The sequence below is a fragment of the Streptomyces sp. ISL-98 genome (genome assembly GCF_018614055.1).
Taxonomy (GTDB): domain Bacteria; phylum Actinomycetota; class Actinomycetes; order Streptomycetales; family Streptomycetaceae; genus Streptomyces; species Streptomyces spiramyceticus.
On the sequence record NZ_JAGGPB010000001.1, the window covers coordinates 185,501 to 209,798 of the forward strand.

The 24,298-nt window shown below is 69.6% G+C and carries 22 protein-coding genes; 10 read left to right on the top strand and 12 right to left on the bottom strand.

Translation table 11 applies throughout. From position 1 onward, the window contains the following. Positions 1–154: 154 nt before the first annotated feature. Positions 155–3,145 (bottom strand): excinuclease ABC subunit UvrA, encoded by a 2,991-nt coding sequence (uvrA, locus tag J7I98_RS00895; RefSeq protein WP_214914500.1) that lies wholly within the window; start codon positions 3,143–3,145, stop codon positions 155–157. 189 nt (positions 3,146–3,334) lie between these two features. Here uvrA and J7I98_RS00900 point away from each other — a divergent pair, with 189 nt between their 5' ends. From J7I98_RS00900 to J7I98_RS00910, 3 genes are all read left to right on the top strand, one after another. Then, positions 3,335–4,021: a maleylpyruvate isomerase family mycothiol-dependent enzyme gene (locus J7I98_RS00900; protein WP_214914503.1), complete on the top strand. Its 687-nt coding sequence runs from the start codon at positions 3,335–3,337 to the stop codon at positions 4,019–4,021. 9 nt (positions 4,022–4,030) lie between these two features. Beyond that, entirely contained in the window at positions 4,031–4,687 is a 657-nt protein-coding gene (locus J7I98_RS00905; protein ID WP_214914506.1) for an MBL fold metallo-hydrolase, read from the top strand. A gap of 121 nt (positions 4,688–4,808) precedes the next feature. Further along, positions 4,809–6,086: an MFS transporter gene (locus J7I98_RS00910; protein ID WP_214915609.1), complete on the top strand. Its 1,278-nt coding sequence runs from the start codon at positions 4,809–4,811 to the stop codon at positions 6,084–6,086. A 96-nt stretch (positions 6,087–6,182) separates the two neighbouring features. Here the strand turns inward: J7I98_RS00910 and J7I98_RS00915 are convergent, their stop codons facing one another. From J7I98_RS00915 to J7I98_RS00935, 5 genes are all read right to left on the bottom strand, one after another. Then, complete coding sequence (locus J7I98_RS00915) at positions 6,183–7,202, bottom strand: TerC family protein (protein ID WP_214914509.1); 1,020 nt, start codon at positions 7,200–7,202, stop codon at positions 6,183–6,185. Positions 7,203–7,428: 226 nt separating this feature from the next. Continuing rightward, positions 7,429–9,420 (bottom strand): TerD family protein, encoded by a 1,992-nt coding sequence (locus J7I98_RS00920; protein WP_214914512.1) that lies wholly within the window; start codon positions 9,418–9,420, stop codon positions 7,429–7,431. A 108-nt stretch (positions 9,421–9,528) separates the two neighbouring features. Further along, the gene (locus J7I98_RS00925; protein ID WP_214914515.1) at positions 9,529–10,107 is read right to left on the bottom strand and encodes a TerD family protein; all 579 of its coding nucleotides are present in this window, start codon (positions 10,105–10,107) and stop codon (positions 9,529–9,531) included. Positions 10,108–10,240: 133 nt separating this feature from the next. Beyond that, the gene (gene uvrB / locus J7I98_RS00930) at positions 10,241–12,370 is read right to left on the bottom strand and encodes an excinuclease ABC subunit UvrB (RefSeq protein ID WP_214914518.1); all 2,130 of its coding nucleotides are present in this window, start codon (positions 12,368–12,370) and stop codon (positions 10,241–10,243) included. A 60-nt stretch (positions 12,371–12,430) separates the two neighbouring features. Continuing rightward, positions 12,431–13,231, bottom strand: a complete 801-nt coding sequence (locus J7I98_RS00935; protein ID WP_214914521.1) for an MHYT domain-containing protein — start codon at positions 13,229–13,231, stop codon at positions 12,431–12,433. Between the two features lie 255 nt (positions 13,232–13,486). Here J7I98_RS00935 and J7I98_RS00940 point away from each other — a divergent pair, with 255 nt between their 5' ends. The 4 genes from J7I98_RS00940 to J7I98_RS00955 all read left to right on the top strand — a co-directional run bounded on the left by J7I98_RS00940 (position 13,487) and on the right by J7I98_RS00955 (position 17,041). Then, positions 13,487–14,377, top strand: a complete 891-nt coding sequence (locus J7I98_RS00940; RefSeq protein ID WP_214914524.1) for a glycerophosphodiester phosphodiesterase family protein — start codon at positions 13,487–13,489, stop codon at positions 14,375–14,377. Between the two features lie 44 nt (positions 14,378–14,421). Beyond that, positions 14,422–14,976: a methylated-DNA--[protein]-cysteine S-methyltransferase gene (locus J7I98_RS00945; RefSeq protein ID WP_214914527.1), complete on the top strand. Its 555-nt coding sequence runs from the start codon at positions 14,422–14,424 to the stop codon at positions 14,974–14,976. An 83-nt stretch (positions 14,977–15,059) separates the two neighbouring features. After that, positions 15,060–15,686, top strand: a complete 627-nt coding sequence (locus tag J7I98_RS00950) for an HIT family protein (protein ID WP_214914530.1) — start codon at positions 15,060–15,062, stop codon at positions 15,684–15,686. Next, a complete protein-coding gene (locus J7I98_RS00955) occupies positions 15,683–17,041 on the top strand; it encodes an MFS transporter (protein ID WP_374225050.1) in 1,359 nt (452 codons plus the stop codon). The genes J7I98_RS00950 and J7I98_RS00955 overlap by 4 nt, the downstream gene beginning before the upstream one ends. Here J7I98_RS00955 and J7I98_RS00960 read toward each other — a convergent pair. Continuing rightward, a complete protein-coding gene (locus tag J7I98_RS00960) occupies positions 17,031–17,393 on the bottom strand; it encodes a cupin domain-containing protein (protein ID WP_214914533.1) in 363 nt (120 codons plus the stop codon). The genes J7I98_RS00955 and J7I98_RS00960 overlap by 11 nt on opposite strands. Before the next feature lie 139 nt (positions 17,394–17,532). Here J7I98_RS00960 and J7I98_RS00965 point away from each other — a divergent pair, with 139 nt between their 5' ends. Further along, on the top strand, positions 17,533–18,972 hold the full coding sequence (locus tag J7I98_RS00965; protein WP_214914536.1) for a WGR domain-containing protein: 1,440 nt from the start codon (positions 17,533–17,535) through the stop codon (positions 18,970–18,972). Between the two features lie 54 nt (positions 18,973–19,026). Here the strand turns inward: J7I98_RS00965 and J7I98_RS00970 are convergent, their stop codons facing one another. Further along, a complete protein-coding gene (locus J7I98_RS00970) occupies positions 19,027–19,452 on the bottom strand; it encodes a VOC family protein (RefSeq protein ID WP_214914539.1) in 426 nt (141 codons plus the stop codon). A gap of 89 nt (positions 19,453–19,541) precedes the next feature. Between J7I98_RS00970 and J7I98_RS00975 the strand changes: the two genes are divergently transcribed. After that, complete coding sequence (locus tag J7I98_RS00975) at positions 19,542–20,459, top strand: pseudouridine-5'-phosphate glycosidase (protein WP_214914550.1); 918 nt, start codon at positions 19,542–19,544, stop codon at positions 20,457–20,459. 20 nt (positions 20,460–20,479) lie between these two features. Beyond that, positions 20,480–21,415 (top strand): PfkB family carbohydrate kinase, encoded by a 936-nt coding sequence (locus J7I98_RS00980; RefSeq protein ID WP_308377643.1) that lies wholly within the window; start codon positions 20,480–20,482, stop codon positions 21,413–21,415. 111 nt (positions 21,416–21,526) lie between these two features. Here J7I98_RS00980 and J7I98_RS00985 read toward each other — a convergent pair whose 3' ends face one another. The 4 genes from J7I98_RS00985 to J7I98_RS01000 form a co-directional block, all read right to left on the bottom strand. Further along, the gene (locus J7I98_RS00985; protein WP_214914553.1) at positions 21,527–22,168 is read right to left on the bottom strand and encodes a uridine kinase; all 642 of its coding nucleotides are present in this window, start codon (positions 22,166–22,168) and stop codon (positions 21,527–21,529) included. 12 nt (positions 22,169–22,180) lie between these two features. Continuing rightward, a complete protein-coding gene (locus J7I98_RS00990; RefSeq protein WP_214914555.1) occupies positions 22,181–22,756 on the bottom strand; it encodes a hypothetical protein in 576 nt (191 codons plus the stop codon). Positions 22,757–22,969: 213 nt separating this feature from the next. Continuing rightward, positions 22,970–23,446, bottom strand: coding sequence for a cupin domain-containing protein (locus J7I98_RS00995; RefSeq protein ID WP_214914560.1), 477 nt, complete (start codon positions 23,444–23,446; stop codon positions 22,970–22,972). Positions 23,447–23,624: 178 nt separating this feature from the next. Beyond that, positions 23,625–24,287, bottom strand: coding sequence for a helix-turn-helix domain-containing protein (locus J7I98_RS01000; RefSeq protein ID WP_214914563.1), 663 nt, complete (start codon positions 24,285–24,287; stop codon positions 23,625–23,627). Positions 24,288–24,298: the final 11 nt, after the last annotated feature.

Below are 24,298 nucleotides of genomic sequence, written 5' to 3' on the forward strand. Positions count from 1 at the left end.
GCCTGCGGGCTTGCCACCCCCATTCGGCGGCAGCCGCAGAATGTCACAGCGGAAGGGGCGGGGCGGGGAACAAGCCCGCCGCAGGCGCCCAACGAACGCGACCCCCCACCCAGGGTCGGGTGAGGGGCCGCAGCAACTACGTACCGGGTGAGGCTCAGCGGGAACGGGTCGCCTTCGCCGGGGCCTTCTTGACCGGCGCCTTCGCCGTCTTCCGCGAGGACGCCGACTTCGCCGCCACCGCCTTCTTGACCGCGACCTTCTTCGCCACCGCCGCCGCCTTCTTCACCGGCGTCGCGTCGCTCACCCGGTCGCCCAGGATGTCCCGGAGGAACTTGCCCGTATGGCTGGCCGGTACGCCCGCCACCTGCTCGGGCGTGCCCTCGGCGATGACGAGACCGCCGCCGTTGCCACCCTCCGGGCCCATGTCCACGACCCAGTCCGCCGTCTTGATGACGTCCAGGTTGTGCTCGATGACGATCACCGAGTTGCCCTTGTCGACCAGTCCGGACAGGACCGAGATGAGCTTCGAGATGTCCTCGAAGTGCAGACCCGTGGTGGGCTCGTCCAGGACGTACACCGTGCGCCCCGTGGACCGCTTCTGGAGCTCCGAGGCGAGCTTCACGCGCTGCGCCTCACCGCCCGACAGCGTCGGCGCGGACTGACCGAGCCGGACGTAACCGAGACCCACCTCGGTGAGCGTCCTCAGGTGACGGGCGATCGTCGGTACGGCCTCGAAGAAGGCCAGGGCCTCCTCGATCGGCATGTCCAGCACCTCGGCGATGGACTTGCCCTTGTAGTGGACTTCCAGGGTTTCCCGGTTGTAGCGCGCCCCGTGGCAGACCTCGCACGGGACGTACACGTCCGGCAGGAAGTTCATCTCGATCTTGATGGTGCCGTCGCCCGAGCAGTTCTCGCAGCGGCCGCCCTTGACGTTGAAGGAGAAGCGGCCCGGCAGATAGCCGCGCACCTTCGCCTCCATCGTCTCCGCGAACAGCTTCCGCACGTTGTCGAAGACGCCGGTGTACGTCGCCGGGTTCGACCGGGGCGTGCGTCCGATCGGCGACTGGTCGACATGGACCACCTTGTCGACGAGGTCGTCGCCGTCCACCCTCGTGTGCCGCCCCGGCACCGTGCGGGCGCCGTTCAGTTCGCGCGCAAGGTGGGTGTAGAGAATGTCGTTGACCAGCGTCGACTTTCCGGACCCGGAGACGCCGGTGACGGCCGTCAGGACGCCGAGCGGGAACGACACGTCGATGTCTTGCAGGTTGTTCTCGCGGGCGCCGTGGACGGTCAGCCGCCGCGTGGGGTCTATCGGGCGCCGGATGTCCGGCATGGCGATGGCCCGCTTGCCGACCAGGTACTGACCGGTGATCGACTCGTCGTTGTCCAGCAGCTCCTTGAGGGAACCGCTGTGCACGACCCTGCCGCCGTGCTCGCCCGCACCAGGGCCGATGTCGACGACCCAGTCGGCCACCTTGATGGTGTCCTCGTCGTGCTCGACGACGATCAGGGTGTTGCCCATGTCGCGCAGCCGGACCAGCGTCTCGATGAGGCGGTGGTTGTCGCGCTGGTGCAGGCCGATGGACGGCTCGTCCAGGACGTACAGCACGCCGACGAGGCCGGAGCCGATCTGGGTGGCGAGCCGGATGCGCTGCGCCTCGCCGCCGGACAGGGTGCCGGCCGCGCGGTTGAGCGACAGATAGTCGAGGCCGACGTCGACGAGGAACCTCAGCCGCTCGTTGACCTCCTTGAGCACGCGCTCGGCGATCTTCTTGTCACGGGCGTTCAGCGTCAGCCGGCCCAGGAACTCGGCGCATTCGCTGATCGACATGGCGGCGACCTCGGCGATGGACTTCTCCATGACCGTGACCGCGAGGACCAGAGGCTTCAGGCGTGTGCCGCTGCAGGTCGGGCAGTGCACCTCGCGCATGTAGCCCTCGAAGCGCTCCCGGCTGGAGTCGCTCTCGGCCTCGGAGTGCCGGCGCTTGACGAACGGCACGGCGCCCTCGAAGGACGTGGTGTACGCCCGCTCGCGCCCGTACCTGTTCCGGTAGCGGACCTCGATCTGAGTCTTGTGGCCGTGCAGCAGGGCCTTCTTCGCGCGCTGCGGCAGGCCCGCCCACGGGATGTCCGTACGGAAGCCGAGGGCGTCGGCGAGGGCGCCGACCAGGCGTGCGAAGTAGTCCTTGGTATGCCCGTGGGACCACGGGTTGATCGCGCCCTCGTCGAGGGACTTCTCCTCGTCGGGGACGATCAGGTCCGGGTCCACCTCCATGCGCGTGCCGATGCCCGTGCAGTCCGGGCAGGCGCCGAAGGGCGAGTTGAAGGAGAAGGAGCGGGGCTCCAGCTCCTCGAACGACAGGTCGTCGTACGTGCAGTAGAGGTGCTCGGAGTACATCCGCTCACGCTCGGGGTCGTCGGCGGGGAGGTCGACGAAGTCGAGGATGACCATGCCACCGGCCAGCCCGAGGGCGGTCTCCACCGAGTCGGTGAGCCTGCGCTTGGCGCTGTCCTTCACCGTCAGGCGGTCGATGACCACCTCGATGGTGTGCTTCTCCTGCTTCTTGAGCTTGGGCGGCTCGCTCAGCTGGATGGTCTCGCCGTCCACCCGCGCACGGCTGTAGCCCTTGGTCTGGAGATCGGCGAAGAGGTCGACAAACTCGCCCTTGCGCTCACGCACGAGCGGCGACAGGACCTGGAAACGGCTGCCCTCGGGCAGCTCGAGCACCTTGTCGACGATGGCCTGCGGCGACTGGCGCGCGATGGGCCGGCCGCACTCGGGACAGTGCGGCTTGCCGATACGGGCGAACAGCAGTCGGAGGTAGTCGTAGACCTCGGTGATGGTGCCGACCGTGGACCGGGGGTTGCGCGAGGTCGACTTCTGGTCGATGGAGACCGCGGGCGACAGGCCCTCGATGAAGTCCACATCGGGCTTGTCCATCTGGCCCAGGAACTGCCGGGCGTAGGAGGAGAGCGACTCGACGTACCGGCGCTGCCCCTCGGCGAAGATCGTGTCGAACGCGAGGGAGGACTTGCCCGACCCCGACAGCCCGGTGAACACGATGAGGGAGTCACGCGGGAGGTCGAGCGAGACGTTCTTGAGATTGTGCTCGCGAGCGCCACGAACGATGAGACGGTCGGCCACGCCGGTCCGCACCTTTCTTGTAGAGAGGCAGAGTGGACAGAGCCCCCGGTTCTTCAGACTACGGGGGTAACCACACCGATCTTGTATGGATTCCTGGATGCCTCTGACGAGCGTATAGCACGTGCATTCGATTTACGGCCATCACCAAACGGCTTCACCCGATCGAGTGGCCGGACTATCGTCGGGCCCATGAACGATCACGTGCGCGACCTGGCCTCTGTACGCGAAGCAACCGACCGGCTCCTCGCTGCGACGGGCAAACTGGACAACGCCGCTGTGGCGCAACCGTCACTGCTCCCCGGCTGGACCCGCGGTCATGTACTGGCCCATCTCGCCCGTAACGCGGACGCTCTCGTGAACGTCCTGACCGGCCTGCCCATGTACGCGAGCGCCGAAGCCCGCAACGCCGACATCGAGCGCGACGCCCCCCGCCCGCTCGCCATACAGCTGGACGACGTACGCGACAGCGCGGCCCGCTTCCAGGAGGCCGCCGCTTCCCCCGCCGACTGGAACCGTACGGTCGCCCTGCGCAACGGCGTGACGGACTCGGCGTCCCGCATCCCCTTCCGCCGCCTGATCGAGGTCGAGCTGCACCATGTCGACCTGGGCATCGGCTACGAACTGGAAGACCTGCCGGAGGACTTCACGGGGCGCGAGATCGCGTTCCTCACCGACCGCTTCGCCGGAAACCCCGACGTGCCCGCGACACTGCTGACGGCCACCGACGGACAGCAGTGGCGCACGGGCCGCGCGGAGGGCGACCCCGTGTCGGTCACCGGCTCCGCTCCCGACCTGCTGGGGTGGCTCGCGGGCCGCCGTAACGGCGCCGGGCTCGAAACCGCCGGAGCCCCGCTGCCCGTGCTGCCGCCGCTATAGGCTGAACCCATGACGTACAGCGGAGCGGTGAAGGTCGGCGGTCCTGCGGCGGTGCACGAGCTCACGGACCTGATGATCTCCAAGGTCGCGGTCGGGTCCATGGACAACAACGCCTACCTCCTGCGCTGCCGGGACACCGGCGAGCAGCTTCTGATCGACGCGGCCGCCGAGCCGCAGACCCTGCTCCGGCTGATCGGCGCCGACGGCATCAGGTCCGTCGTCACCACCCATCGCCACGGCGACCACTGGCAGGCCCTTGCCGAGGTCGTCGAGGCGACCGGGGCCCGTACGTACGCGGGCAAGTACGACGCCGCGGGGATCCCCGTCCCGACCGATGTCCTGCTGGAGGAAGGCGACACCCTCCAGGTCGGGCACGTCACCCTCTCCGCGGTCCACCTGGTCGGCCACACTCCCGGCTCCATCGCCCTCGTCTACGACGACCCGCACGGGCCCCCGCACGCCTTCACCGGGGACTGCCTTTTCCCGGGCGGGGTGGGCAACACGTGGAAGGACCCGAAGGCCTTCGCGAGCCTGATCGACGACGTCGAGAAGAAGCTCTTCGACCGGCTGCCCGACGAGACCTGGATCTATCCGGGGCACGGTCACGACACCACCCTCGGCAATGAGCGCCCACACCTGCCGGAGTGGCGCGAACGCGGCTGGTAGGCCGGGTCCCCCATCGGGTGACGTGCGCCCCTGCCGGCCGCTCCGACTGCTTCCGTACGCCCCGTAACCGCCGGTAGGGGCGGGTAGTTGTGGCGGCATGCGTGATCAACCACCTCCCTCCATGGCCCGCCTCGCCACCGCCTCGCTCGCCGGAACGGCAATCGAGTTCTACGACTTCTTCGTCTACGGGACAGCCGCCGCGCTCGTCCTCGGGCCGCTCTTCTTCCCGACGTTTTCACCACTCGCGGGGACGCTCGCGGCCTTCGGCACGTTCGGAGTCGGCTTCATTTCACGGCCGCTCGGATCTGTCATCTTCGGACACATCGGCGACCGTTACGGTCGCCGTCCTGTCCTTTTCGCCTCACTGTTGCTCACCGGAATCGCGACCGTCGCGGTCGGCTGCGTACCGACGTACGGATCGATCGGCGTGGCAGCGCCTGTACTCCTGCTGGTGCTGCGCTTTCTCCAGGGCCTGGGACTGGGCGGCGAGTGGGGCGGCGCCGTGCTGTTGACCGCAGAGCACGCCCCTGCCGACCGGCGCGCGCTGTGGGCCAGTTTCCCGCAGGTCGGCCCCGCCGTCGGCTTCCTGCTCGCCAACGGCGTGATGCTCGCCCTCTCGGCCGGCCTGACCGACGCGCAGTTCGCGGCGTGGGGATGGCGCGTGCCGTTCTGGGCGGCGGGCCTGCTGGCGGCCGGCGGACTGCTGCTGCGTACGTCCCTGTCGGAGACGCCGCAGTTCAAGGAACTCGCCGCCACGGGCGAGCGCGCGAGTGTGCCGCTCGCCGAGGTCGTACGGGGGCACTGGCGGCTGGTCCTGCTGACGGCCGGTGCCCTAGCGGTCGGCTACGCCGTCTTCTACGCCGTGACGACCTGGTCCCTCGCGTACGCGACAGAGCGGCTCGGTGTCAGCCGTACGGTGATGCTCACCTGCATCATGGCGGCCGTGGCGATCAAGGGCGCGGTGACACCGTTCGCCGCGATGCTCGGTGACCGCTACGGGCGCAAGCCGTTGTGCCTGTTGGGCTGCGCGGCGACCGCGTTGTGGATGTTCCCGATGATCGCGCTGCTGCAGACCGCCGAGCCGCTGCTGATGTTCCTCGGCTTCCTGGGCGCGATGCTGGCGTTCATCACCATGTTCGCGGTGGTGGCCGCGTATCTGCCGGAGCTGTACGAGCCGAGGGTGCGCTGCACGGGCGCGGCCGTCGGCTACAACCTGGCGGGGGTGCTGGGCGGGGCGCTGACCCCGCTCGTCGCGACAGCGGTGGCACGCGGCGACGGGCCGCCGTGGGGTGTCGCCGCGTATCTGACCGCGATCGCGCTGCTCAGCCTGGGGTGTTTCGCGCTGCTGCCGGAGACGAGGCCGGTGCCTGCGGCGACGCCGGAGGCCGCGACGGCCTGAAGCTGCGGGACCGCACAGGCTGCGGCCGTACAAGCAGAACACCGGCCGACGCGGACGGAATTGCTCCGCTCGCGCCGACCGGTGCCGGAAGTGCGGTCAGGACTCGACGCTCTCCTTGTCGGCGGTCTTGTCAGCCGCCTCGGCTGCCTCCGCCGCCTCCGCTGCCTCGCGCTGTTCCGTCTTCTTGTTGGCGATGAGGCTGGTGATCGTGGTGACGATCAGCACGCCGCAGATGACCGCCAGCGAGAAGGGGATGGAGATCTCGGGGACGTGCACCCCGGACTCGTGCAGAGCGTGGAGCACCAGCTTCACGCCGATGAAGCCCAGGATGACCGACAGGCCGTAACTCAAGTGGACCAGCTTCTTGAGCAGTCCGCCGATGAGGAAGTACAGCTGCCGCAGCCCCATGAGGGCAAAGGCGTTGGCGGTGAACACGATGTACGGGTCCTGCGTCAGGCCGAAGATCGCGGGGATCGAGTCCAGCGCGAAGAGCACATCGGTGGTGCCGATGGCGAGCATGACGACCATGAGCGGCGTCAGGATGCGCTTGCCGTTCCGCTGGATGAAGAGCTTGGTGTCGTAGTACCTGTCGGCGACACCGAAGCGGTTCTCGATCGACTTGAGGAGGCGGTTCTCCTCGAACGCCTCTTCCTCCTCCTCGGCACGGGCCTCCTGGATGAGCTTCCAGGCGGTGTAGATCAGGAATGCGCCGAAGATGTAGAAGATCCACGAGAAGTTGGCGATGACCGCGGCGCCTGCCGCGATGAATATCGCTCGCAGGACCAGGGCGATCAGCACGCCGACGAGCAGGACTCGCTGCTGGAGGTGGGACGGCACCGAGAACTTCGCCATGATCAGGACGAAGACGAAGAGGTTGTCGACGCTGAGCGATTTCTCGGTGATGAAGCCGGCGAAGAACTCTCCGGATGCCTGGGCGGTGCCGAACACCAACAGGCCGAGCCCGAAGAGCGCGGCCAGGACGATCCAGACGACCGTCCAGGTTCCGGCTTCCTTGATCGACACGTCATGGGGCTTGCGCCCGATGAGGAAGTCGACAGCGATCAGGGCGGCCAGACCGAGAATGGTCAGCACCCAAAGGGTCAAAGAAACGTCCACTGCGCCTCCGGCAGATAGCTACGGCAACTCGTTCAGCGTCGTCGCTGCCGGAGGTCTCTTCCACCCGAGCGCGGTTCACGCGCCCCTGGGCCGACGCCCCGGGACCGATGGCGGTCCGTATTGACGGGTACGTCGCAGTCGGGAGTACTCCCCTCCGCTCCACACACGGTACAGGAATGGCCAAGAAAAGGTAAAGGAAAAGGTAAAGCACTCCCAAGAGTGCAGGTCAGCGTCCCAGTGAACGCCTCGCCGCAGCCACCTGTGCGAGCACCTGACGCACCACCTGGCTGCCCGCCGGCGGCAGTTGCGGCTCGTACGTCCACGCGTGGCCGACCCATGGGTCGGCCAGGTGGTCGTCGGGCACCGGAGTGACGCGGAGGAGCGCGCGCCACAGTGGGTCGAGCACCGGTCCGTACGCGCTCGCGTCCTCGCGGTCGGCGACCATCATGAGATGCACGCCCACGGACGGGCCCTCGTCCGCCAGGTAGCGCAGCTGGGTGACCGCGCGGTCGTCGAAGCCGTGCGGGAAGTCATTGACGATCAGGAGCTGCTCGGCCGTGTCCAGGTCGGGCGGAAGCGCGTCGGCGGCGCCGCCCCGGATGGCCATCTGGACCAGGTCCACCCGCTCCGTCAGCTTGGCCAGCACGGCGGTCACTCCCTGCACGCCGGCCGCGGGCGGCGCGGCGAGCACCCCGGACTCGGTCAACGGGGCCAAAGCAAGCGCGCCCGAGCCGGCCGGGTCGATGACGTGGACCGTGAACTCGCCCGCCGGGTAGGCCGCCAGCAGGCGCGCGGCGTGCGCGACGGCGGTATCCATGGCGGCGCTGCGCAGCTGGTCGGACTCCATCATCAGGGCGGCCTCGGATCCGGACCGGCCGCTGTCGATCCACAGCCCGCGCTCCAGCGGCAGCCGTACCAGCATGGGGATGCGCAGGTCGGGGCTCTCGGGCAGATGCAGATCGCCGACGCGCAGCGCCATCGGGATCTCCATGGGGACCCGGTAGCCGTGCCATGCCGGGTTGCTCCAGGCGGCGAAGGCCGGCGGCAGGGCGGGCTCGACGACCTCGGCCTCGGCGACGAGTTGTGCCATGTCCCGCTCCAGGACCGCGCGGGCCTGATCGACGAGCTGGTCGTGCTTGGCACGGGCCGCCTCGCGGGCGGTGTCGCCCGCCGTGCCGATCCGGCTGCGCGGGTCGGAGAGGACCTTGTCGAGCTCCTGCTCCAGGCGGGATTCGGCGAAGTCCACCGCGCTGCGGTACGCCGCGGTGGTGCGGGCCAGGTCCTCGAACATGCCCCACACCTGGTTGTACAGGCGCTCTTCCATGGACCAGCCGGTCGCGTCGCCCGCGACGGGCTGCGGGGCCTGGCCCGGCGGGGCGGGTGGCGCGGTGGGGGGCGGCGGCGGGGGCGCGGTGGTCCGGCGGCGCGGGTGGGCGTAGTCGATGGGGCCTACGGAGGCCTGCGGAGGGGTGTCTTCCGAGGCATTCGGGGGTTCCGGGGCGTTCGGAGCTCCGGGCACCGGCGACGACGACGGGGTGGCGGACTGGGCGTCCCGCCCTGCGGTTCCGCCGACCGTCCGGTCCTGGGCGCCGGTCGTCCGGGAGGCTGTACGCCGCGTCCGGTCGTCGTCCGGGGTACGGGGCGGGGGCGCCGCGACGGAGCGGGCCATGCCGCTGCTGACGGCGTCCTGGATGGCGGCGGCGAGCTCGTGTGCCTGCGGGAGGCCCTGGTCGCCGAGCATCTCGGCGAGCCCGCCCGCGTAACCCTGACCGACCGCGCGCACCTTCCAGATGCCCTGACGACGGTAGAGCTCCAATGCGACGACAGCGGACTCGCTTTCGAGCCCCGTGACGGTGTAGCTGGCGGCCTCGGAGCCGTCGAGTCCGGTGACAGAGACGAACGGGGCGGCGAGGGCGCCGAAGCGCGCCGGGCCGCCCACGCCCACAGGGAGGGCGAGCAGGACGCTCACCCGGTGCACGGAGTCGGGCAGGGCCCCGAGATCCACGGCGAGCCGGTGATCGGCTGCGGCCTGCTTGGACACTTCGAGCCCGGGGAGGTTCGGCGAGCCGGGGTGGGCGACCCACTCCGTGCCGCGTACGGTGCCCTGCTCGTCGCCGAGCGTGGCACCGGCCACGATCGGCTTGCCGGCCGACACCCTGATCTCCAAACGGGCCTGGGGCAGCGGGTGGTTCTGCCCCCGGACCAGCTCGGCCGTCATCGTGTGTCTCCCCCGTGTCGAATCAAGTGTCGGATCGAAAGTCGAATCAAGTGATGCAGCTCCCGGCGGCACGATGCCTCCGGGAGCTGCGCGTACTGAATGTCCTGCCTAGAGGTGCGGCAGGATCGACGGCATCAGGTCCTGGAAGGTGCGGCCGTTGGCCGGGTTACCGAGGGCCGTCATCTGCCAGCCGGTACCGGACCTGTGCACCTTGGCCATGATCTGGGCGGTGTACTGGCCGCCGCCGTCGAGCGTGTAGCGGGCCATTTCCTGGCCGTTGGTCTCGTCGACGATGCGGCAGAACGCGTTCTGCACTTCCTGGAACGTCTGGCCGGTGAAGGAGTTCACCGTGAAGACGATCTGGTCGATGTGGACCGGCACGCGCTGGAGGTCGACGAGGATCGACTCGTCGTCGCCGCCCTGACCGGCGCCGCCGACCAGGTTGTCGCCGGTGTGCTTGACCGAGCCGTCGTCGCTGACGAGGTGGCGGAAGAAGACGACGTCGACCGGCTGCTTGTCCGCGAAAAGCACCGCCGACGCGTCGAGGTCTACTTCTCGTGTGCGCGAGCCGAACAGACCGCGACGAGGCGCCGCCTGCCAGCCCAGCCCCATGCGCACAGCGGTCAGGGTTCCCCCGTCGCTCTTCTGCAGGCTGATGGCCTGACCCTTGGTCATGTTGACCGTCACGCGCTGTCCCCTCTCCACAAACACAACCACCGCCCGTGTGTGCGGCTGCCCAGCACCCTACGCAGTCGTGCCGGGACTGCCACAGCCCAGGGGTAATTTGTGTCGGTCCTGAAACACACCAGGTGCCGCCCCGTCAGGCCTGCCCCGCCTCCCTCATCTGCCGCAGCTCCTTCTTGAGCTCGCCGACCTCGTCACGCAGTCTCGCTGCCACCTCGAACTGCAGCTCCGCGGCCGCGCCCCGCATCCGCTCGGTCATCTCCTCGATGAGCACGGCCAGTTCGGCGGCGGGCCGGTCGGTGAGCGTCTCGCTCTTCTTGCCCGCCTTGCCTCCCTTGACCGCCTTGGCGCCTAGCACCGGCACCGGGGCCTTGGCTCCCTTGCCGTCCTTCGACTGCCGGTAACCGGAGCCCAGGAGCTGCTCGGTGTCGACCTGCTCGCGGGCGATCGTGGCGACGATGTCGTTGATCTTCTTGCGCAGCGGCTGCGGGTCGATCCCGTTCTTGGTGTTGTACGCGATCTGCTTCTCCCGGCGCCTGTTGGTCTCCTCGATGGCCTTCTCCATCGCCGCGGTGACCTTGTCGGCGTACATGTGGACCTGGCCGGAGACATTGCGCGCCGCGCGGCCGATGGTCTGGATCAGAGAGGTGCCGGAGCGCAGGAAGCCTTCCTTGTCGGCGTCGAGGATCGCCACCAGCGACACCTCGGGCAGGTCGAGGCCTTCGCGCAGCAGGTTGATGCCGACCAGCACGTCGTACTCACCGGCGCGCAGCTCGCGCAGCAGCTCGACGCGGCGCAGCGTGTCGACGTCGCTGTGCAGATAGCGGACCTGGATGCCCAGTTCGAGGAAGTACTCGGTGAGGTCCTCGGCCATCTTCTTGGTGAGCGTGGTGACCAGGACCCGCTCGTCCTTCTCGGTGCGCTTCCTGATCTCGTGCACCAGGTCGTCGATCTGGCCCTCGGTGGGCTTGATGACGACCTCGGGGTCGATGAGGCCGGTCGGGCGGATGATCTGCTCGACGAAGCCGTCGGAGCGGGAGAGTTCGTACGTCCCGGGGGTCGCGGAGAGGTAGACCGCCTGTCCGACGCGCTGCTGGAACTCCTCCCACTTCAGCGGCCGGTTGTCCATCGCGGACGGCAGCCGGAAGCCGTGCTCGACCAGGGTGCGCTTGCGGGACGCGTCGCCCTCGTACATGGCGCCGATCTGGGGCACGGTGACGTGCGACTCGTCGATGACGAGCAGGAAGTCCTCGGGGAAGTAGTCGATGAGGGTGTGCGGCGCGGTGCCGGACTCGCGGTCGTCCATGTGCATCGAGTAGTTCTCGATGCCGGAGCAGCTGCCGATCTGGCGCATCATCTCCAGGTCGTACGTGGTGCGCATGCGCAGGCGCTGGGCCTCCAGCATCTTGCCCTGCTTCTCCAGCTCGGCGAGCCGCTCCTCCAGCTCCTTCTCGATGCCCCGGACGGCCTTTTCCATGCGCTCGGGTCCGGCGACGTAGTGGCTGGCCGGGAAGACGTACAGCTGCTGGTCCTCGCTGATGATCTCGCCGGTGAGCGGGTGGAGCGTGGAGAGTGCCTCGATCTCGTCGCCGAACATTTCGATGCGGACGGCCAGTTCCTCGTAGACCGGGAAGATCTCGATGGTGTCGCCGCGGACCCGGAAGGTGCCGCGCGCGAAGGCCACGTCGTTGCGGGTGTACTGGATGTCTACGAAGCGGCGCAGCAGCTGGTCCCGGTCGATCTCCTCGCCGACCTTGAGCGACACCATGCGGTCGACGTACTCCTGCGGCGTACCGAGGCCGTAGATGCAGGAGACGGAGGCGACCACGATGACGTCGCGGCGGGTGAGCAGCGAGTTCGTCGCGGAATGACGCAGCCGCTCGACCTCCTCGTTGATCGAGGAGTCCTTTTCGATGTACGTGTCCGACTGCGGGACGTACGCCTCGGGCTGGTAGTAGTCGTAGTACGAGACGAAGTACTCGACGGCGTTGTTGGGCAGGAGCTCGCGGAACTCGTTCGCCAGCTGGGCGGCGAGGGTCTTGTTCGGCGCCATGACGAGCGTGGGGCGCTGGAGCTTCTCGATCATCCAGGCGGTGGTCGCCGACTTGCCGGTGCCGGTCGCACCGAGCAGGACGACATCCTTCTCACCTGCGCGAATGCGCCGCTCCAGCTCGGCGATGGCCGCCGGCTGGTCACCGCTGGGCTGGTAGGAGCTGACGACCTCGAAGGGCGCCACCGTACGTTCGATCTTGGAAACGGGCCGCATGCATCCACCGTACGACCAGGCACTGACACTCACGTGGCGATCACGGCGGATCAGCGACGGTCAGCGGCGCTGCGAGGTTTCGCGGGCCGGCCGCGGGACGCCGACTTCGGCGGGGCGCTGCCAGTCGGGGCGGCCCGCGACCAGCAGCGGGTCGAACATCACCACGACGCCGGCGAGTACCAGGAACACCACCGGGCCGATCAGCATAGGGGCGAGGAGCATGGTGGACGGCTGCCCGCCGGAAGGGCCCGTGGATCCGTGCAGGTGGACGCTGAGCGCCGCCATGCCCGTGTAGTGCATGCCGCTGACCGCGAGGCCCATGACGAGGCTGGCGCCCAGGCTCGGCAGGAAGCCGCGTATCGATACGGCGGCCCAGAGCGCGGTGGTGGCCGCGACGACTGCGATCACCACGGAGAGTGCCACGGTGGGGGTGTCGTACAGAAGCTGCCCGCGCAGGCGCATTCCGGCCATGCCGAGGTAGTGCATGGACGCGACGCCCAGGCCGGTGATCGTGCCGCCGGTGACCAGGGCCATCGGGGTGGCCCCGTGGAATCCGACGATGAAGACGCCGATCCCGACCATCACTATGGCGACGCCCAGGCTGGCGAACGTCAGGGTCGTGTCGTAGCTGACCGGGGTCTCTTTGACCGCGAAGCCCATCATCGCGATGAAGTGCATGGTCCAGATGCCCGAGCCTATGGCTGTCGCACCGAGTGCGAGCCAGGCGGTCTTCCGGGTGCGCCCGCCCATGAGGGACCTCGCAGTGCAGCGGAGTCCGAGGGCGCCTCCGAGGCACGCCATGAGGTACGCCGCGACGGGGGTGACGAGCCCGTAACTGAATCCGTCCACAGTGCCCTGCATGCGCTGTATGCCCTTCGACCTTGCCCGCTGGGTGTCCGAGCCCGACTGGTGGTACGGAAGCCCTGGTTCGGGGCGAGAGTAGGCCGAACCGGGTGATCCGCACACGCTTTCTCGGCAAATTATCGACTCGGAGACTGACACGTGACTCCACGCGGGCGGTTTCGTTCATTTCGTGGCCATCCTTCGCCTGTCGAAAGTTAGCCGATCACTGTCACTCTCGGAGCGCCTGTGATCACTCAATGCGAGGAGTCCCCTGTGTACGCACGCACCGTCTCGGCCACGGCCGCCGCGCTCCTGGGCGTCACCGCACTGCTGCTGCCCGGCTCCGCCACCCAGGCCGCCGCTCCCGCGACACCGGCCTGGAGCAACGACGGGCCCGCCGTCATCGCCCACCGGGGAGCCTCCGCGTACGCGCCGGAGAACACCCTGGCGGCGATCGATCTGGCCGACCGGATGGGCTTCGCGTGGGTGGAGAACGACGTTCAGCGGACCAAGGACGGCGAGCTGGTGGTCGTCCACGACGACAGCCTCGCGCGGACCACGAACGTCGAGCAGCTCTTCCCCGGCCGGTCACCGTGGAAGATCAAGGACTTCACCGCGGCGGAGATCGCCACGCTCGACGCGGGCAGCTGGTTCGGATCCGATTTCGCGGGCGCGCGCGTGCCGACCCTGAAGCAGTACGTGAACAGGGTCGAGCGCAACCACCAGAAGCTCCTCCTGGAGATCAAGAAGCCCGAGCTCTACCCGGGCATCGAGAAGGACACCCTGCGCGTGCTCGGCCGGGAGGGCTGGCTGAACCGTCATCACGTCAAGCACAAGCTCGTCATCCAGAGCTTCGGCGCGGACAGCGTGAAGGCCGTCCACGCGCAGCGGCCCGACATCACGACCGGCTTCCTGGGGACGCCGGCTGTCGCGGACCTGCCGAAATACGCGGCGTTCACCGACCAGATCAACCCCACGCACACGTCCCTCACGGCCGACTACGTTGCCGCGGTTCACAAGCTGAAGGGCGCGCACGGCAAGCAGCTCAAGGTCAACACGTGGACGGTGAACACCACGGCGGCCGCGGTGCGCGTGCATGACTTCGGCGTCGACGGGATCATCACCAACAACCCCGACGTCGTACGGGACGCGGTCGGCCGGTAGCGATCCACGCCCGACTGTCAGTGCCCGGTCGTACGGTGGTGCGCATGGACAGCGATGGGCAGTTCGTGGAATGGGCCGTCATCGACAGCGGCGGCGCCGGTATCGGGCCGCTGCTGCTCGCCGCCACCCGTGAGGGCCTGGTGAGCGTGGTCTTCCATGCCGGTCCAGCGGTCCGGGAGAAGGCGCTGGAGCAGCTGCGGACGCGTCTCGGCGCCGAGGTGACCGAAGCGCCGGGATCCGTCCGGCTGGCCGAGCCCATACGGCAGTTGGCGGCGTACTTCGCGGGCGAGCTGCGCGACTTCGACCTGCCGCTGGACTGGTCGCTGACGTCCGGCTTCAACCGGCAGGTGCTGCGCGAGCTGGCAACCGGCGTTCCGTACGGCACGGTCGTCGGGTACGGCGATCTGGCGGGGCGGGTGGGTCAGCCGGGGGCCGCGCAGGCGGTGGGTGCGGCGATGGGGTCGAACCCGCTGCCCGTGGTGGTGCCCTGCCACCGGGTGGTGGAGAGCGACGGCGGCCTAGGCGGGTTCGGCGGCGGCCTGGAGACCAAGCGGGCGCTGCTGGCGCTCGAAGGGGTGCTGCCCCAGCCGCTGTTCTGACTCCGCCGGGCTCTCCAAGCTCTGCCGGGCCTTCCTGAGCTTTCTCAGTTTCGCCCGCCCGTAAGGACTGGCACACTGCGGCGGTGACTACCACGCCTGCCGCGCCCCAGCCCGGATCCCACGCCTTTCTCGCCCGCCTGCCGATCGGCGAGAGCCTGCCGATACCCGACGACTCACTCGTGACCTGGGACATCTTCCCCCTGGAGGGCGAGATGCGGGTCAAGCCGCTCCAGGCGCCCGTACTGCCCGAGCCGCCGCGCAACGGCGAGGACGGCCCCGAGGGCTGTGAGGTGTGTGACGAGCCGCTGGAAGACGCACTGTGGGCGGACGAGCAGTGGCGGGTGGACGCGGCGACGGATCCCTCCGGGCTGCCCGCACTCGTGAAGCTCAAGCCGCGCGGTCACTACGACCTGTTCGATCTGCCTCCCGAGCGGGCCGCGGAGATCGGGCCGATGCTGCAGCGCGTGGAGCGCGCGATCATGTCGCTGGGCGGCGTCGCGCGCGTACACATCAACAAGTGGGGTGACGGCGGGGCCCACTTGCACTTCTGGCTGCTCGGCCGCCCGGCCGGAATGATGCAGCTGCGCGGCACCGTGCTCTCCATCTGGGACGACCTGCTCCCCAGCGTCCCCGACGAGGAACGGCATCTGGCGAACCGGCGGATCGCCGCGGCGCTCGCCACCGACGGCGGAAAGGCGTACGCACTGTGACCACGACCGGCAAGGCCACCGGCAAGGCGAGCAGCACGGCAAGCGCGGCAGCGGCCCCGCCCGGTCCGGAAGCGCTGCGGACACTTCAGCGGCGTACGTCGGCCGTGCTCGTCGTGAGCCAGATCCTGGGCGGCCTCGGCGTCCCCATCGGCATCGCCCTCGCCCCCGTACTGGCGACCGAGGTCAGCGGCACCGAGGCACTTTCGGGACTCGCCCCGACGGCGTCCGTCGCCGGTACGGCCCTGCTGTCGATCCCGCTGGCGGCCCTGATGACCTCGCGCGGCCGCCGCCCGGGGCTTGTCCTGGCCTATCTGATCGGGGCACTCGGCGCGGGACTTGTGGTCCTTGCCGCCGTCATGGAGAACTTCCCGCTGCTGCTGCTCGGCATGGCCGGGTTCGGTGCGGCGTCCTCGGCCAACCTCCAGGCACGTTTCGCCGCCGCCGATCTGGCCGAGCCGGACCGGCGGGCCCGCGCGATCTCGACGGTCGTATGGGCCACGACGATCGGCGCCGTCCTCGGCCCCAACATCGCGGCGCCCGCGGGCCGCGGCTTCGCCGGGACCTCCATACCCGTGACGGCGGGCCCGTTCGTGTGGGCCGCCGGAATCTTCCTCGTCACCGGACTCGTGGTCGCCGTCCTGTTGCGCCCCGACCCGCTCCTCACCGCCCGAGCCCTGGCACCGCAGGAATCACAGTCGGCACAGAGCCGCTCGCTGCGCGCCGGCATCGAGGCGGTCGCCGCCTCGTCGCGGGCCAGGCTCGCCCTTGTGACGGTGGCCGTCAGCCATACCGTGATGGTTTCGATCATGGTGATGACCCCGGTCGACCTGGGCCACCACGGCGCCGATCTCGAACTGGTCGGCCTCGTCATCAGCGGTCACATCGCCGGCATGTACGCGTTCTCGCCGGTCATGGGCTGGTTGTCCGACCGCATCGGCCGCCTCGCGGTCATCGGCCTCGCGGCCGGCCTGCTCTGCTTCGCCGCCCTGCTGGCCGGCACGGCGGGCCCGAGCCATGCCCAGACCGCCGCAGGCCTCTTCGTCCTCGGCCTCGGCTGGTCGGCGGGTCTCGTCTCGGGCTCCGCCCTGCTCACCGACTCGGTGCCGCAGCCCGCCCGTGCCGCCGTCCAGGGCCTGTCCGACTTGACCATGAACACGGCGGCGGGCATCGGCGGTGCGGCCGCCGGCCTGATCGTCTCGCAGGCGAGCTACGGCTGGCTCAACGCGATCGGCGCCTGCCTGCTGCTGCCGATGGCCGCGCTCGCCCTGCTCGCCACCCGTCGCCCCGCGGAGTCTGCGGAGTCTGCCGAGTCTGCCGAGTCTGCCGAGTCTGCCGAGTCTGCCGCTAAAGGCTGATGTGGTAGGCCTTGCGCAGCGTCTCGTGCACGGTCCAGGTCGTACGGTCCCCCTCGCGCAGCACACACGCGTCACCGGGCCCGATTTCCAGGGTGTCGCCGCCGTCGACCTCGACGGTGGCGCGTCCGCTGACCACCACGAAGAGCTCGTTGGCCTCGGTGTCGGTGACCACACCGGGCGTGATCTGCCAGATTCCGCGCAGCTGCTTGCCGTCGGGCGACTCCCACAGCACCTTGCCCGTCACCACCGGTTCGCCGGAGACGATCTGCTCCGGATCGACCGGCTCCGGCTCCAGCTCGGCGTCCGGAATGTGCACGGCAAAGGAAGCGGGAACTTGATCAGTTGTCGTCATGGCGCGTCACCCTAGCCGGGAGTCCGACGGCCGCGCGTACCGCCCCTCGCCTGGGAGAAAGCCCGTTGTCAGTGGTGGCCTCTACTTTGGGATCAGTGGAGATCGGCCACCTCGGCCGGTCCTTGGGGAGGGGTGTGCCATGTCGCGAGAGACCACGTATCTGGAGCTGTCCCAGGAAGATGGCGGCGCGCACAAGTTCTACGAGGTGACCGTCGACGGTACGACAGTTGCCGTGCGATACGGGCGGATCGGCGCGGACGGACAGCGGCAGACATCGACCTTCCCGAGCATCGAGAAGGCGAAGGCCGCGGCTGCGAAGAAGGTCGGCGAGAAGGTCCGCAAGGGGTACGCGACGGCGGTACAGGGGCAGCGCCCGGCCCGCTCGGTGACACGGCGTCAGGTGACATCGGCGCCCTCGACGGCACGCGCGACGGCTCCGGTGCTGTGGCGCTTCCGTACGGGCGCGACGGCTCTGGGCATCCACATCGAGGAGGACCGCTGCTGGGTGGGCAATCAGCGCGGAGATGTCTACACGCTGGGTCACGACGGTGAGGTGCTGGCCAGGTATCAGCTGCCGGATGGCGTGAAGTGCCTGGTCGCGGACGACTTCTGGATCTACGCGGGCTGTGACGACGGCCGGGTGTACGACCTGTCGTCCAAGCTGCCGTTCGCGGCGTACGAGATCGCGGAGGACGTCGACATCTTCTGGCTGGACATCCACGAGGGCGTGCTGAATGTCGCGGACCGCAGTGGCGGGCTGACCGTGATCGACCACGAGGACGAGTTCCAGTGGTCGCGCCGCTCGACCGGTGGCAGTGCCTGGATGGTGCGGGCGGACGAGGACGCGGTCTACCACGGTCACACGCGCGGTGTGACGGCCTACGCGACCGACGGCAGCGGGGAGTTGTGGCACACCGCAACGACGGGGAATGTCCTGTTCGGCTGGCAGGAGGACACCGCCGTGTACGCGGGCACCGGCAGGCGCGTCGTCGAGCGGCTGAACAAGAGGTCCGGCCGTATCGAGGCGACGTACCGGTGCGACGCCTCGGTGTACTCCTGCGCCACTTCGCCCGGCGGCCGCTACGTCTTCGCGGGCGACTCGTCCTCGTCGGTGTACTGCTTCGACGCGGACGGCACCCGGCTGTGGAAGCTCGGCACGGGCGGCGGCTCGGCCCTGTCCATGCAGTACCGCGGCGAGAAGCTGTACATCGTCACCACCGACGGCTCACTGGCCTGCATCGACGCGAGCGAGGCGGCAATCTCGGCCGCCCAGTCCGGCTCGGTGCCGGTCGCCCTGGACATCAAGCAGGCCGCGGCACTGCCCACTTACGTGCCGACGGCAACGGTCGCCACGGTCAGCGCCATGCCTGCCCCTGGGGCTGGTGTAGTCGTCGAGTGCATCCAGGAGGCGGGCGGCCGACTGCGAGTCCACGTGGTGTCGGAAGGCTATGAGCCGTCCTGGAACGTCCAGTTCCCGCGTGCCATCCGGCAAGCAGGCGCCCGCTATGTCGTGGACGCTCTGCACACGTCGCAAGGTGGCTTCTACCGGGTGCGTGGCGAGATAAAGCGCCTGGTCTAGCTCACTCGCCCAGGCTCAGCCGTCCGGCTCACTCGTCCGGCTCACTCGTCCGGCTCAGTCCTCATAGTGGCGGGCCTCAATGATGTTCCCGTCGGGATCGCGGAAGTAGAAAGAGCGGGAAGCGGCTCCGCGGGCCCCGAAGAGCTTGTGGGAGTACGGACTGACGGGGACGCCCCGGTCCTCCAGCCGGCTGCGCAGGGCGTCGAAGGCCGGCTTGTCCATGGCGAGGCAGACATGGTTGACCGGGTGTCCGGCGCTTCCTTCGGCGCCGGGAGGGGCGTTCATGGACCCGGCCATGGTGAGCGGAGCGAGGTCGAGCAGGGAGCCGGCGGAGATCCGCACGGAGGGGAAGGACACCTTGCCCTCCGCGAACTCGGCCGTACGCACGCCGGTCAGGCCGACGGCCTGCTCGTAGAACTCCACCGAGGCGAGGGGGTCGCTCACCCACAGCACAACGTGATCGAGGTGTGTTTCCGTCATCCGAACAGGCTGAGGTGCGAGGGCGGCCGGAGACAAGGGACGCGCCGGGGCACGTTTGCGGACGCGTCCGATGCGCCAGGAATTTGGGCATGCCTGACACCACGCTGCTGCTGTCCGAGGAGGTGCGGGACGCGCTGGAGCGGCGTAGTCCCGTTGTCGCCCTGGAGTCGACGATCATCGCGCACGGTCTGCCGCGCCCGCGCAACCTGCGCGTCGCGGAGGAGCTTGAGGAGGTGGTACGCACGGGCGGGGCCGTTCCCGCCACCGTCGCGGTCCTGGACGGCAGGGCGCATATCGGCCTGGACAAGGCGCAGTTGGAGAGCGTCGCGAACGACGACACGGTGCGCAAGCTCGGCCACCGCGATCTCGCACCGGCCCTGGCGGCGGGCGCTAGCGGCGCCACGACCGTGTCGGCGACGGCGTTCCTGGCCGCCCGGGCCGGCCTGCGCGTCTTCGCCACGGGTGGGCTCGGCGGCGTACACCGGGAATGGACACAGACGCAGGACGAATCGGCGGACCTGGGGCTGCTCGCGCGGACCCGGATCACGGTGGTGTGTGCGGGCGTCAAGTCGATCCTGGACGTTCCGGCGACGTTGCAGCGACTGGAGACCCTCGGTGTCGGCATCCTCGGGTACGGCACGGAGCACTTCCCGGGCTTCTATCTGAGCAGCTCGGGCGAGCCGGTCGACTGGACAGTGCGTACGCCCGGCGACGTGGCGGCGGTGATGCGTGCCCAGGACGCGCTCGGCGGTTCGGAAGCAGCACTGATCGTCGCCAACCCCGTACCGGAATCCGAGCAGCTCGACCCGGCGCTGCACGACCGGGTGCTGGCGGAGGCGCTGGACGAGTGCGGGAAGCACGACATCGTGGGACAGGCCGTGACGCCGTTCCTGTTGGACTACTTGGCGCGGGGCACCGAGGGGGCGTCTCTGGAGGCCAATTTGGCGGCGGTGCGGGGGAACGTACGACTGGCGGCGCGGATCGCGGCCGCCTGGGCGGATGTGTGACTGCGGGGGTCAGCGGGCGCGTGAGCACGAGTGGAGGTGGGACGGGCGGTTGGGGTGGGAGTGGGGGCGAAGCGCTGCTGGTGGTCGGTGATGTGGTCACCGATGTCGTGGCCCGGCACCGCGCACCGCTCGCGCCGGGGACAGACACAGCGGCCGACATCAGGACACTGCCGGGCGGTGCGGGAGCCAATGTGGCGTGCTGGGCGGCGCACGAGGGGCTGGTGGACGTACGGATCCTGGCGCGGGTCGGCACGGACTCGGGCGACTGGCACGAGGAGCAGCTCCGGCGTGCCCGCGTGCACGCTCAGGTCGTACGCGACGACGAGGTGCCGACCACCACCGTCATCTCGCTGGTCGACGCCACCGCCGAGCGCACGTTCCTCACCGGCAGCGGCGCCGCACTGCGCCTCTCGCCCGGGGACTGGTCCCCGTCACTGCTGGACGGCGTTGCTCATCTCCACCTGTCGGGGTATCTGTTCTTCGCCGATACGAGCCGGGAGACGGCCCTGATCGCGCTGCGGGCGGCCCGGGAGCGGTCGGTGACGGTGAGCGTGGATCCGGCGTCCGCTGGGTTCATCGCCGGGATGGGCGTGGGGCGATTCCTGGAGGCGTTGGCGGGGGTGGACGTACTGCTGCCCAACACCGACGAGGCCCGGCTGTTGACCGGGCTGCCGGAAACGGCCGACGCAGCGGCCAAGTTGAGCCGCCAGTTTCCGCTCGTCGCAGCCACCTTGGGCGCCGGGGGAGCGCTGGTCGCCGCGTCGGGCAGCGTGCGGGCCCGAGTTCCGCCCGCCTCGGCGAGGGCGGTGGATTCGACGGGGGCGGGGGACGCGTTCACGGGCGCCTTCCTCGCGGCACGCCTCGCCGGAGCGGACGAAGCGCAGGCTGCGGCGGCCGGGTGCCGGGCCGGGGCGCATGCGGTGACGGTGATGGGCGGGAGGCCACCGTTCCGGTGACGGCCTGCCCCGGCTCTGGCTCCGGCATCCGACCGCGAGCCGGAGGGCCCCTCGCCCTTCGGGCGTGTCCTCAAACGCGGGACGCGCCGGAATATCTGGAAGAGGCAGCCCCTATCCGCGGAGCCCCGTCCAGGCCGGATGCCGCGGATCGTCCGCCCGTACGACAACATCGGCGGCCTCCCCCGGCCCCACCTCCGCCTCGTAGCGCGCAAAGGCAGGCAGCGTCCACCTCTCCCCCTCACCGGTCCGGCGAGCCAACGCCCCTCCTGACAACCGCACATGCACCGTCAGGTCGAACGGAAACCAGTGCCCGAGCAGCAGCGGACCGTGCAGCAACAGCACACCGCCGGGCGGGAGTTGTACGTACGGGCTGCGCGTCGCCCGGTCGGTGACCGGGTCCCACAGGTCGGGCAGGACGCGCCCGGTTCCGTCCGGCTCCAGTGGCCCGAAGATCTCGCGCCGCAGAGCACCGGTGTCGAACCAGCCGTCGAAGTACGAGTCGGGGTCGCGCTTGCCGAACTCGTAGCGCAGCGAAGCGGGCCGCAGGAATCCTTCCGTACCGACGACGAGGACGGTACGGCCGCGCAGCCGCAGCGCTTCGGCGACGCGCTCGGCGATCTCGCCCGTGCGGGCGGGCGGGGCACCGTCGACGCCGGCCTTGAGCCACGCACCGCCCTCCGCCGGTTTCAGGCCGTCAAGGTGGTCAGCGAGGGCGTCGGCGAGCCGCGCCCAAGTGATCGCTTCGAATTGCACGGCGCCGCCACATCACCCGGGCAGAACAGGCGGCACGGGAGAGCCGGGCGAGAGGGGCCGGACGGGCGGCTCAGGCACCTCGGGCCCACCCGAACCGTCGAACCGGAACGGCACCCCGAACCGCTCGGCAAGCGCCCGCCCCACAGCCACCGCCTCCCCCTGCTCGGGCCACGGCGGCGCCTCCCCGTCGAAGTCGCGCAGGTCATCGCCGGGCCGCAGGTGCGCGAGGACATGCGGGTCCGCCGGACCAGCCTGATCCCCCGGACCCGCCGTCACCGCAAGCAGCCGCACAAACCGCCCCTGCGTATCCCCGTCCCAGTCCGCCTCGATGGCCACCACCGGCCTCGGCAGCGCAGCGACCTCGGCGGCCAGCGTCTCCAGATCGCGCAGCGGCGGCGGCCCCATCCGGCCGGCGAGCGCGGCACCCCGCTCGGCGATCAGCTCCTGGCAGGCACGCAGTCCCGGCCGCGGCGCGACGCCGGAGGAGCGGATGGCGAAGACGGCCTGGACCGACCGCCCCTGGACGACGAGTTCGTCGACGTTCTCGCGTACGGCGGCGGGCAGCGCGGCCCAGAGGTCGGAAGTCATGGAGCCGACCCTAACCGCAGCAGCCACCGAAGCCGCTTGACCTTGCCCTGTTCGCCGGCGCGGGCGCACGCGTGAGGAGGGTGGGGCCGCAGGCCGGAGCCGCTCGACGAGCCCCCCGCGCACCCCGGCATCCGTCCGCTGGTGGCCGACATCACGGACGACGCTGCGCCCGGGAAGATCGTCCGTACGGCGGTCGAGGAGTACGCCCGCCTGTCAGCCCCGGTCGCACTCCGGTGCGTCGGCATCGACGGAGAGCGGGCTTCCGGCGGGCAGCATGTAGGTCACGTACAGCACGACTGGTTCGCTCCCCAGATTGCGCCCGACGTGGCGGTGCTTTGCTCCGGCCGGCTCGACGAAGGACTTGCCCGCGGTCGTCGTCTCGACGGAGCAGTCGTCGAGCATCCGGGACAGCGTGCCCTGCTGTACGACGGCGATGACCTGGCCGCTGTGGTGGTGCCAGCCGGTGGTCCCGCCCGGTGCGATGGTGACGATGCGTACGACCACATCGGTGGGCCCCTTGGCCTTCACCTTCAGTGTTCCGGCGGAGGTGCCGGTGGCGAGCACCGTGCCGCTCACCCCGCTTCCGGGCGTCGCGATCGCGGCGGACGGCACCAGGCCGAGCGCTGCCACACACGCCGCAAGGATCATGCCCTTGCGTATCCACCCCTGCTGCGTGCTGCCGCTTCCCATGAACCTGAATCTGAAACCCATAGACCTCATCGGAATCCCTCCAACTCCCGGGCGCCACAAGGGGATTACGGCCTTCCGGTACGTTCGCCGCCCCACTGCCGCTTCGCCAAAATCGCCCTACCGTATCGGACGCCGCACTGCCCGTACGGCGCGTACGACACATCCGATACAGGTCAGCTCATTCCCCGCGCAGCGCGGCTGCCAGCGCCCCGTCCCCCTGCACTTGAATACGCCCGCCCCGTACGCCCTCCGCAACGGACAGGGCCCCGCCACTGACCGCCAGACAAGTGTCAGCGTCCATTTCGATGCGAGCGTCTGCCACGCCAGTCAGACCGGCGGGCCCGTCGCCGTACGCCGCCACCCCACCCTCTCCCCTCAACCGCACATGGAACTCCCCTTCGTCGAGCCGGACGTCGACAACCCCATCCACGCCCAAACCCTCCAGCGCCCGCATCAGCGGAATCGCGAACCAGTGCGCGCGCACAGCGTCCGTAGGCCGCCGCTCCTCCAGAGCGGGCGCTCCCCACTCCGCCAGCGCCCCTATCACCGGCAGCAAGCCACGCCCCCGCTCGGTGAGTTCGTACACGTACGCGGCGGCGGGCGGCGGCAGTCGGCGGCGGGTCACCAGGGCGTCGCGCTCCATGTCCTTGAGGCGGGACGCGAGTACGTCCGTACTTACGCCGGGCAGATCGGCGTGGAGGTCGGTGTAGCGGCGGGGCCCCGCCAGCAACTCCCGGACGATCAGCAGGGTCCAGCGGTCGCCGACGGCGTCGAGGGCTCGGGCGGCGGGGCAGTACTGGTCGTAACTCCGGCGGCGTGTCTCCGTACGGCGTGGTGGCATGCGAAGAGTCT

What these genes read in the sequence shown, in the direction of transcription:
- J7I98_RS00960 (WP_214914533.1), bottom strand. Translation starts at nt 17,393, where the DNA reads ATGACGACAACTGATCAAGTTCCCGCTTCCTTTGCCGTGCACATTCCG.
- J7I98_RS01000 (WP_214914563.1), bottom strand. Translation starts at nt 24,287, where the DNA reads ATGCCACCACGCCGTACGGAGACACGCCGCCGGAGTTACGACCAGTAC.
- J7I98_RS00990 (WP_214914555.1), bottom strand. Translation starts at nt 22,756, where the DNA reads ATGACTTCCGACCTCTGGGCCGCGCTGCCCGCCGCCGTACGCGAGAAC.
- uvrB (WP_214914518.1), bottom strand. Translation starts at nt 12,370, where the DNA reads ATGCGGCCCGTTTCCAAGATCGAACGTACGGTGGCGCCCTTCGAGGTC.
- J7I98_RS00945 (WP_214914527.1), top strand. Translation starts at nt 14,422, where the DNA reads ATGGACAGCGATGGGCAGTTCGTGGAATGGGCCGTCATCGACAGCGGC.
- J7I98_RS00970 (WP_214914539.1), bottom strand. Translation starts at nt 19,452, where the DNA reads ATGACGGAAACACACCTCGATCACGTTGTGCTGTGGGTGAGCGACCCC.
- J7I98_RS00920 (WP_214914512.1), bottom strand. Translation starts at nt 9,420, where the DNA reads ATGACGGCCGAGCTGGTCCGGGGGCAGAACCACCCGCTGCCCCAGGCC.
- J7I98_RS00935 (WP_214914521.1), bottom strand. Translation starts at nt 13,231, where the DNA reads ATGCAGGGCACTGTGGACGGATTCAGTTACGGGCTCGTCACCCCCGTC.
- J7I98_RS00910 (WP_214915609.1), top strand. Translation starts at nt 4,809, where the DNA reads ATGGCCCGCCTCGCCACCGCCTCGCTCGCCGGAACGGCAATCGAGTTC.
- J7I98_RS00975 (WP_214914550.1), top strand. Translation starts at nt 19,542, where the DNA reads ATGCCTGACACCACGCTGCTGCTGTCCGAGGAGGTGCGGGACGCGCTG.
- J7I98_RS00900 (WP_214914503.1), top strand. Translation starts at nt 3,335, where the DNA reads ATGAACGATCACGTGCGCGACCTGGCCTCTGTACGCGAAGCAACCGAC.
- J7I98_RS00905 (WP_214914506.1), top strand. Translation starts at nt 4,031, where the DNA reads ATGACGTACAGCGGAGCGGTGAAGGTCGGCGGTCCTGCGGCGGTGCAC.
- J7I98_RS00995 (WP_214914560.1), bottom strand. Translation starts at nt 23,446, where the DNA reads ATGGGAAGCGGCAGCACGCAGCAGGGGTGGATACGCAAGGGCATGATC.
- J7I98_RS00965 (WP_214914536.1), top strand. Translation starts at nt 17,533, where the DNA reads ATGTCGCGAGAGACCACGTATCTGGAGCTGTCCCAGGAAGATGGCGGC.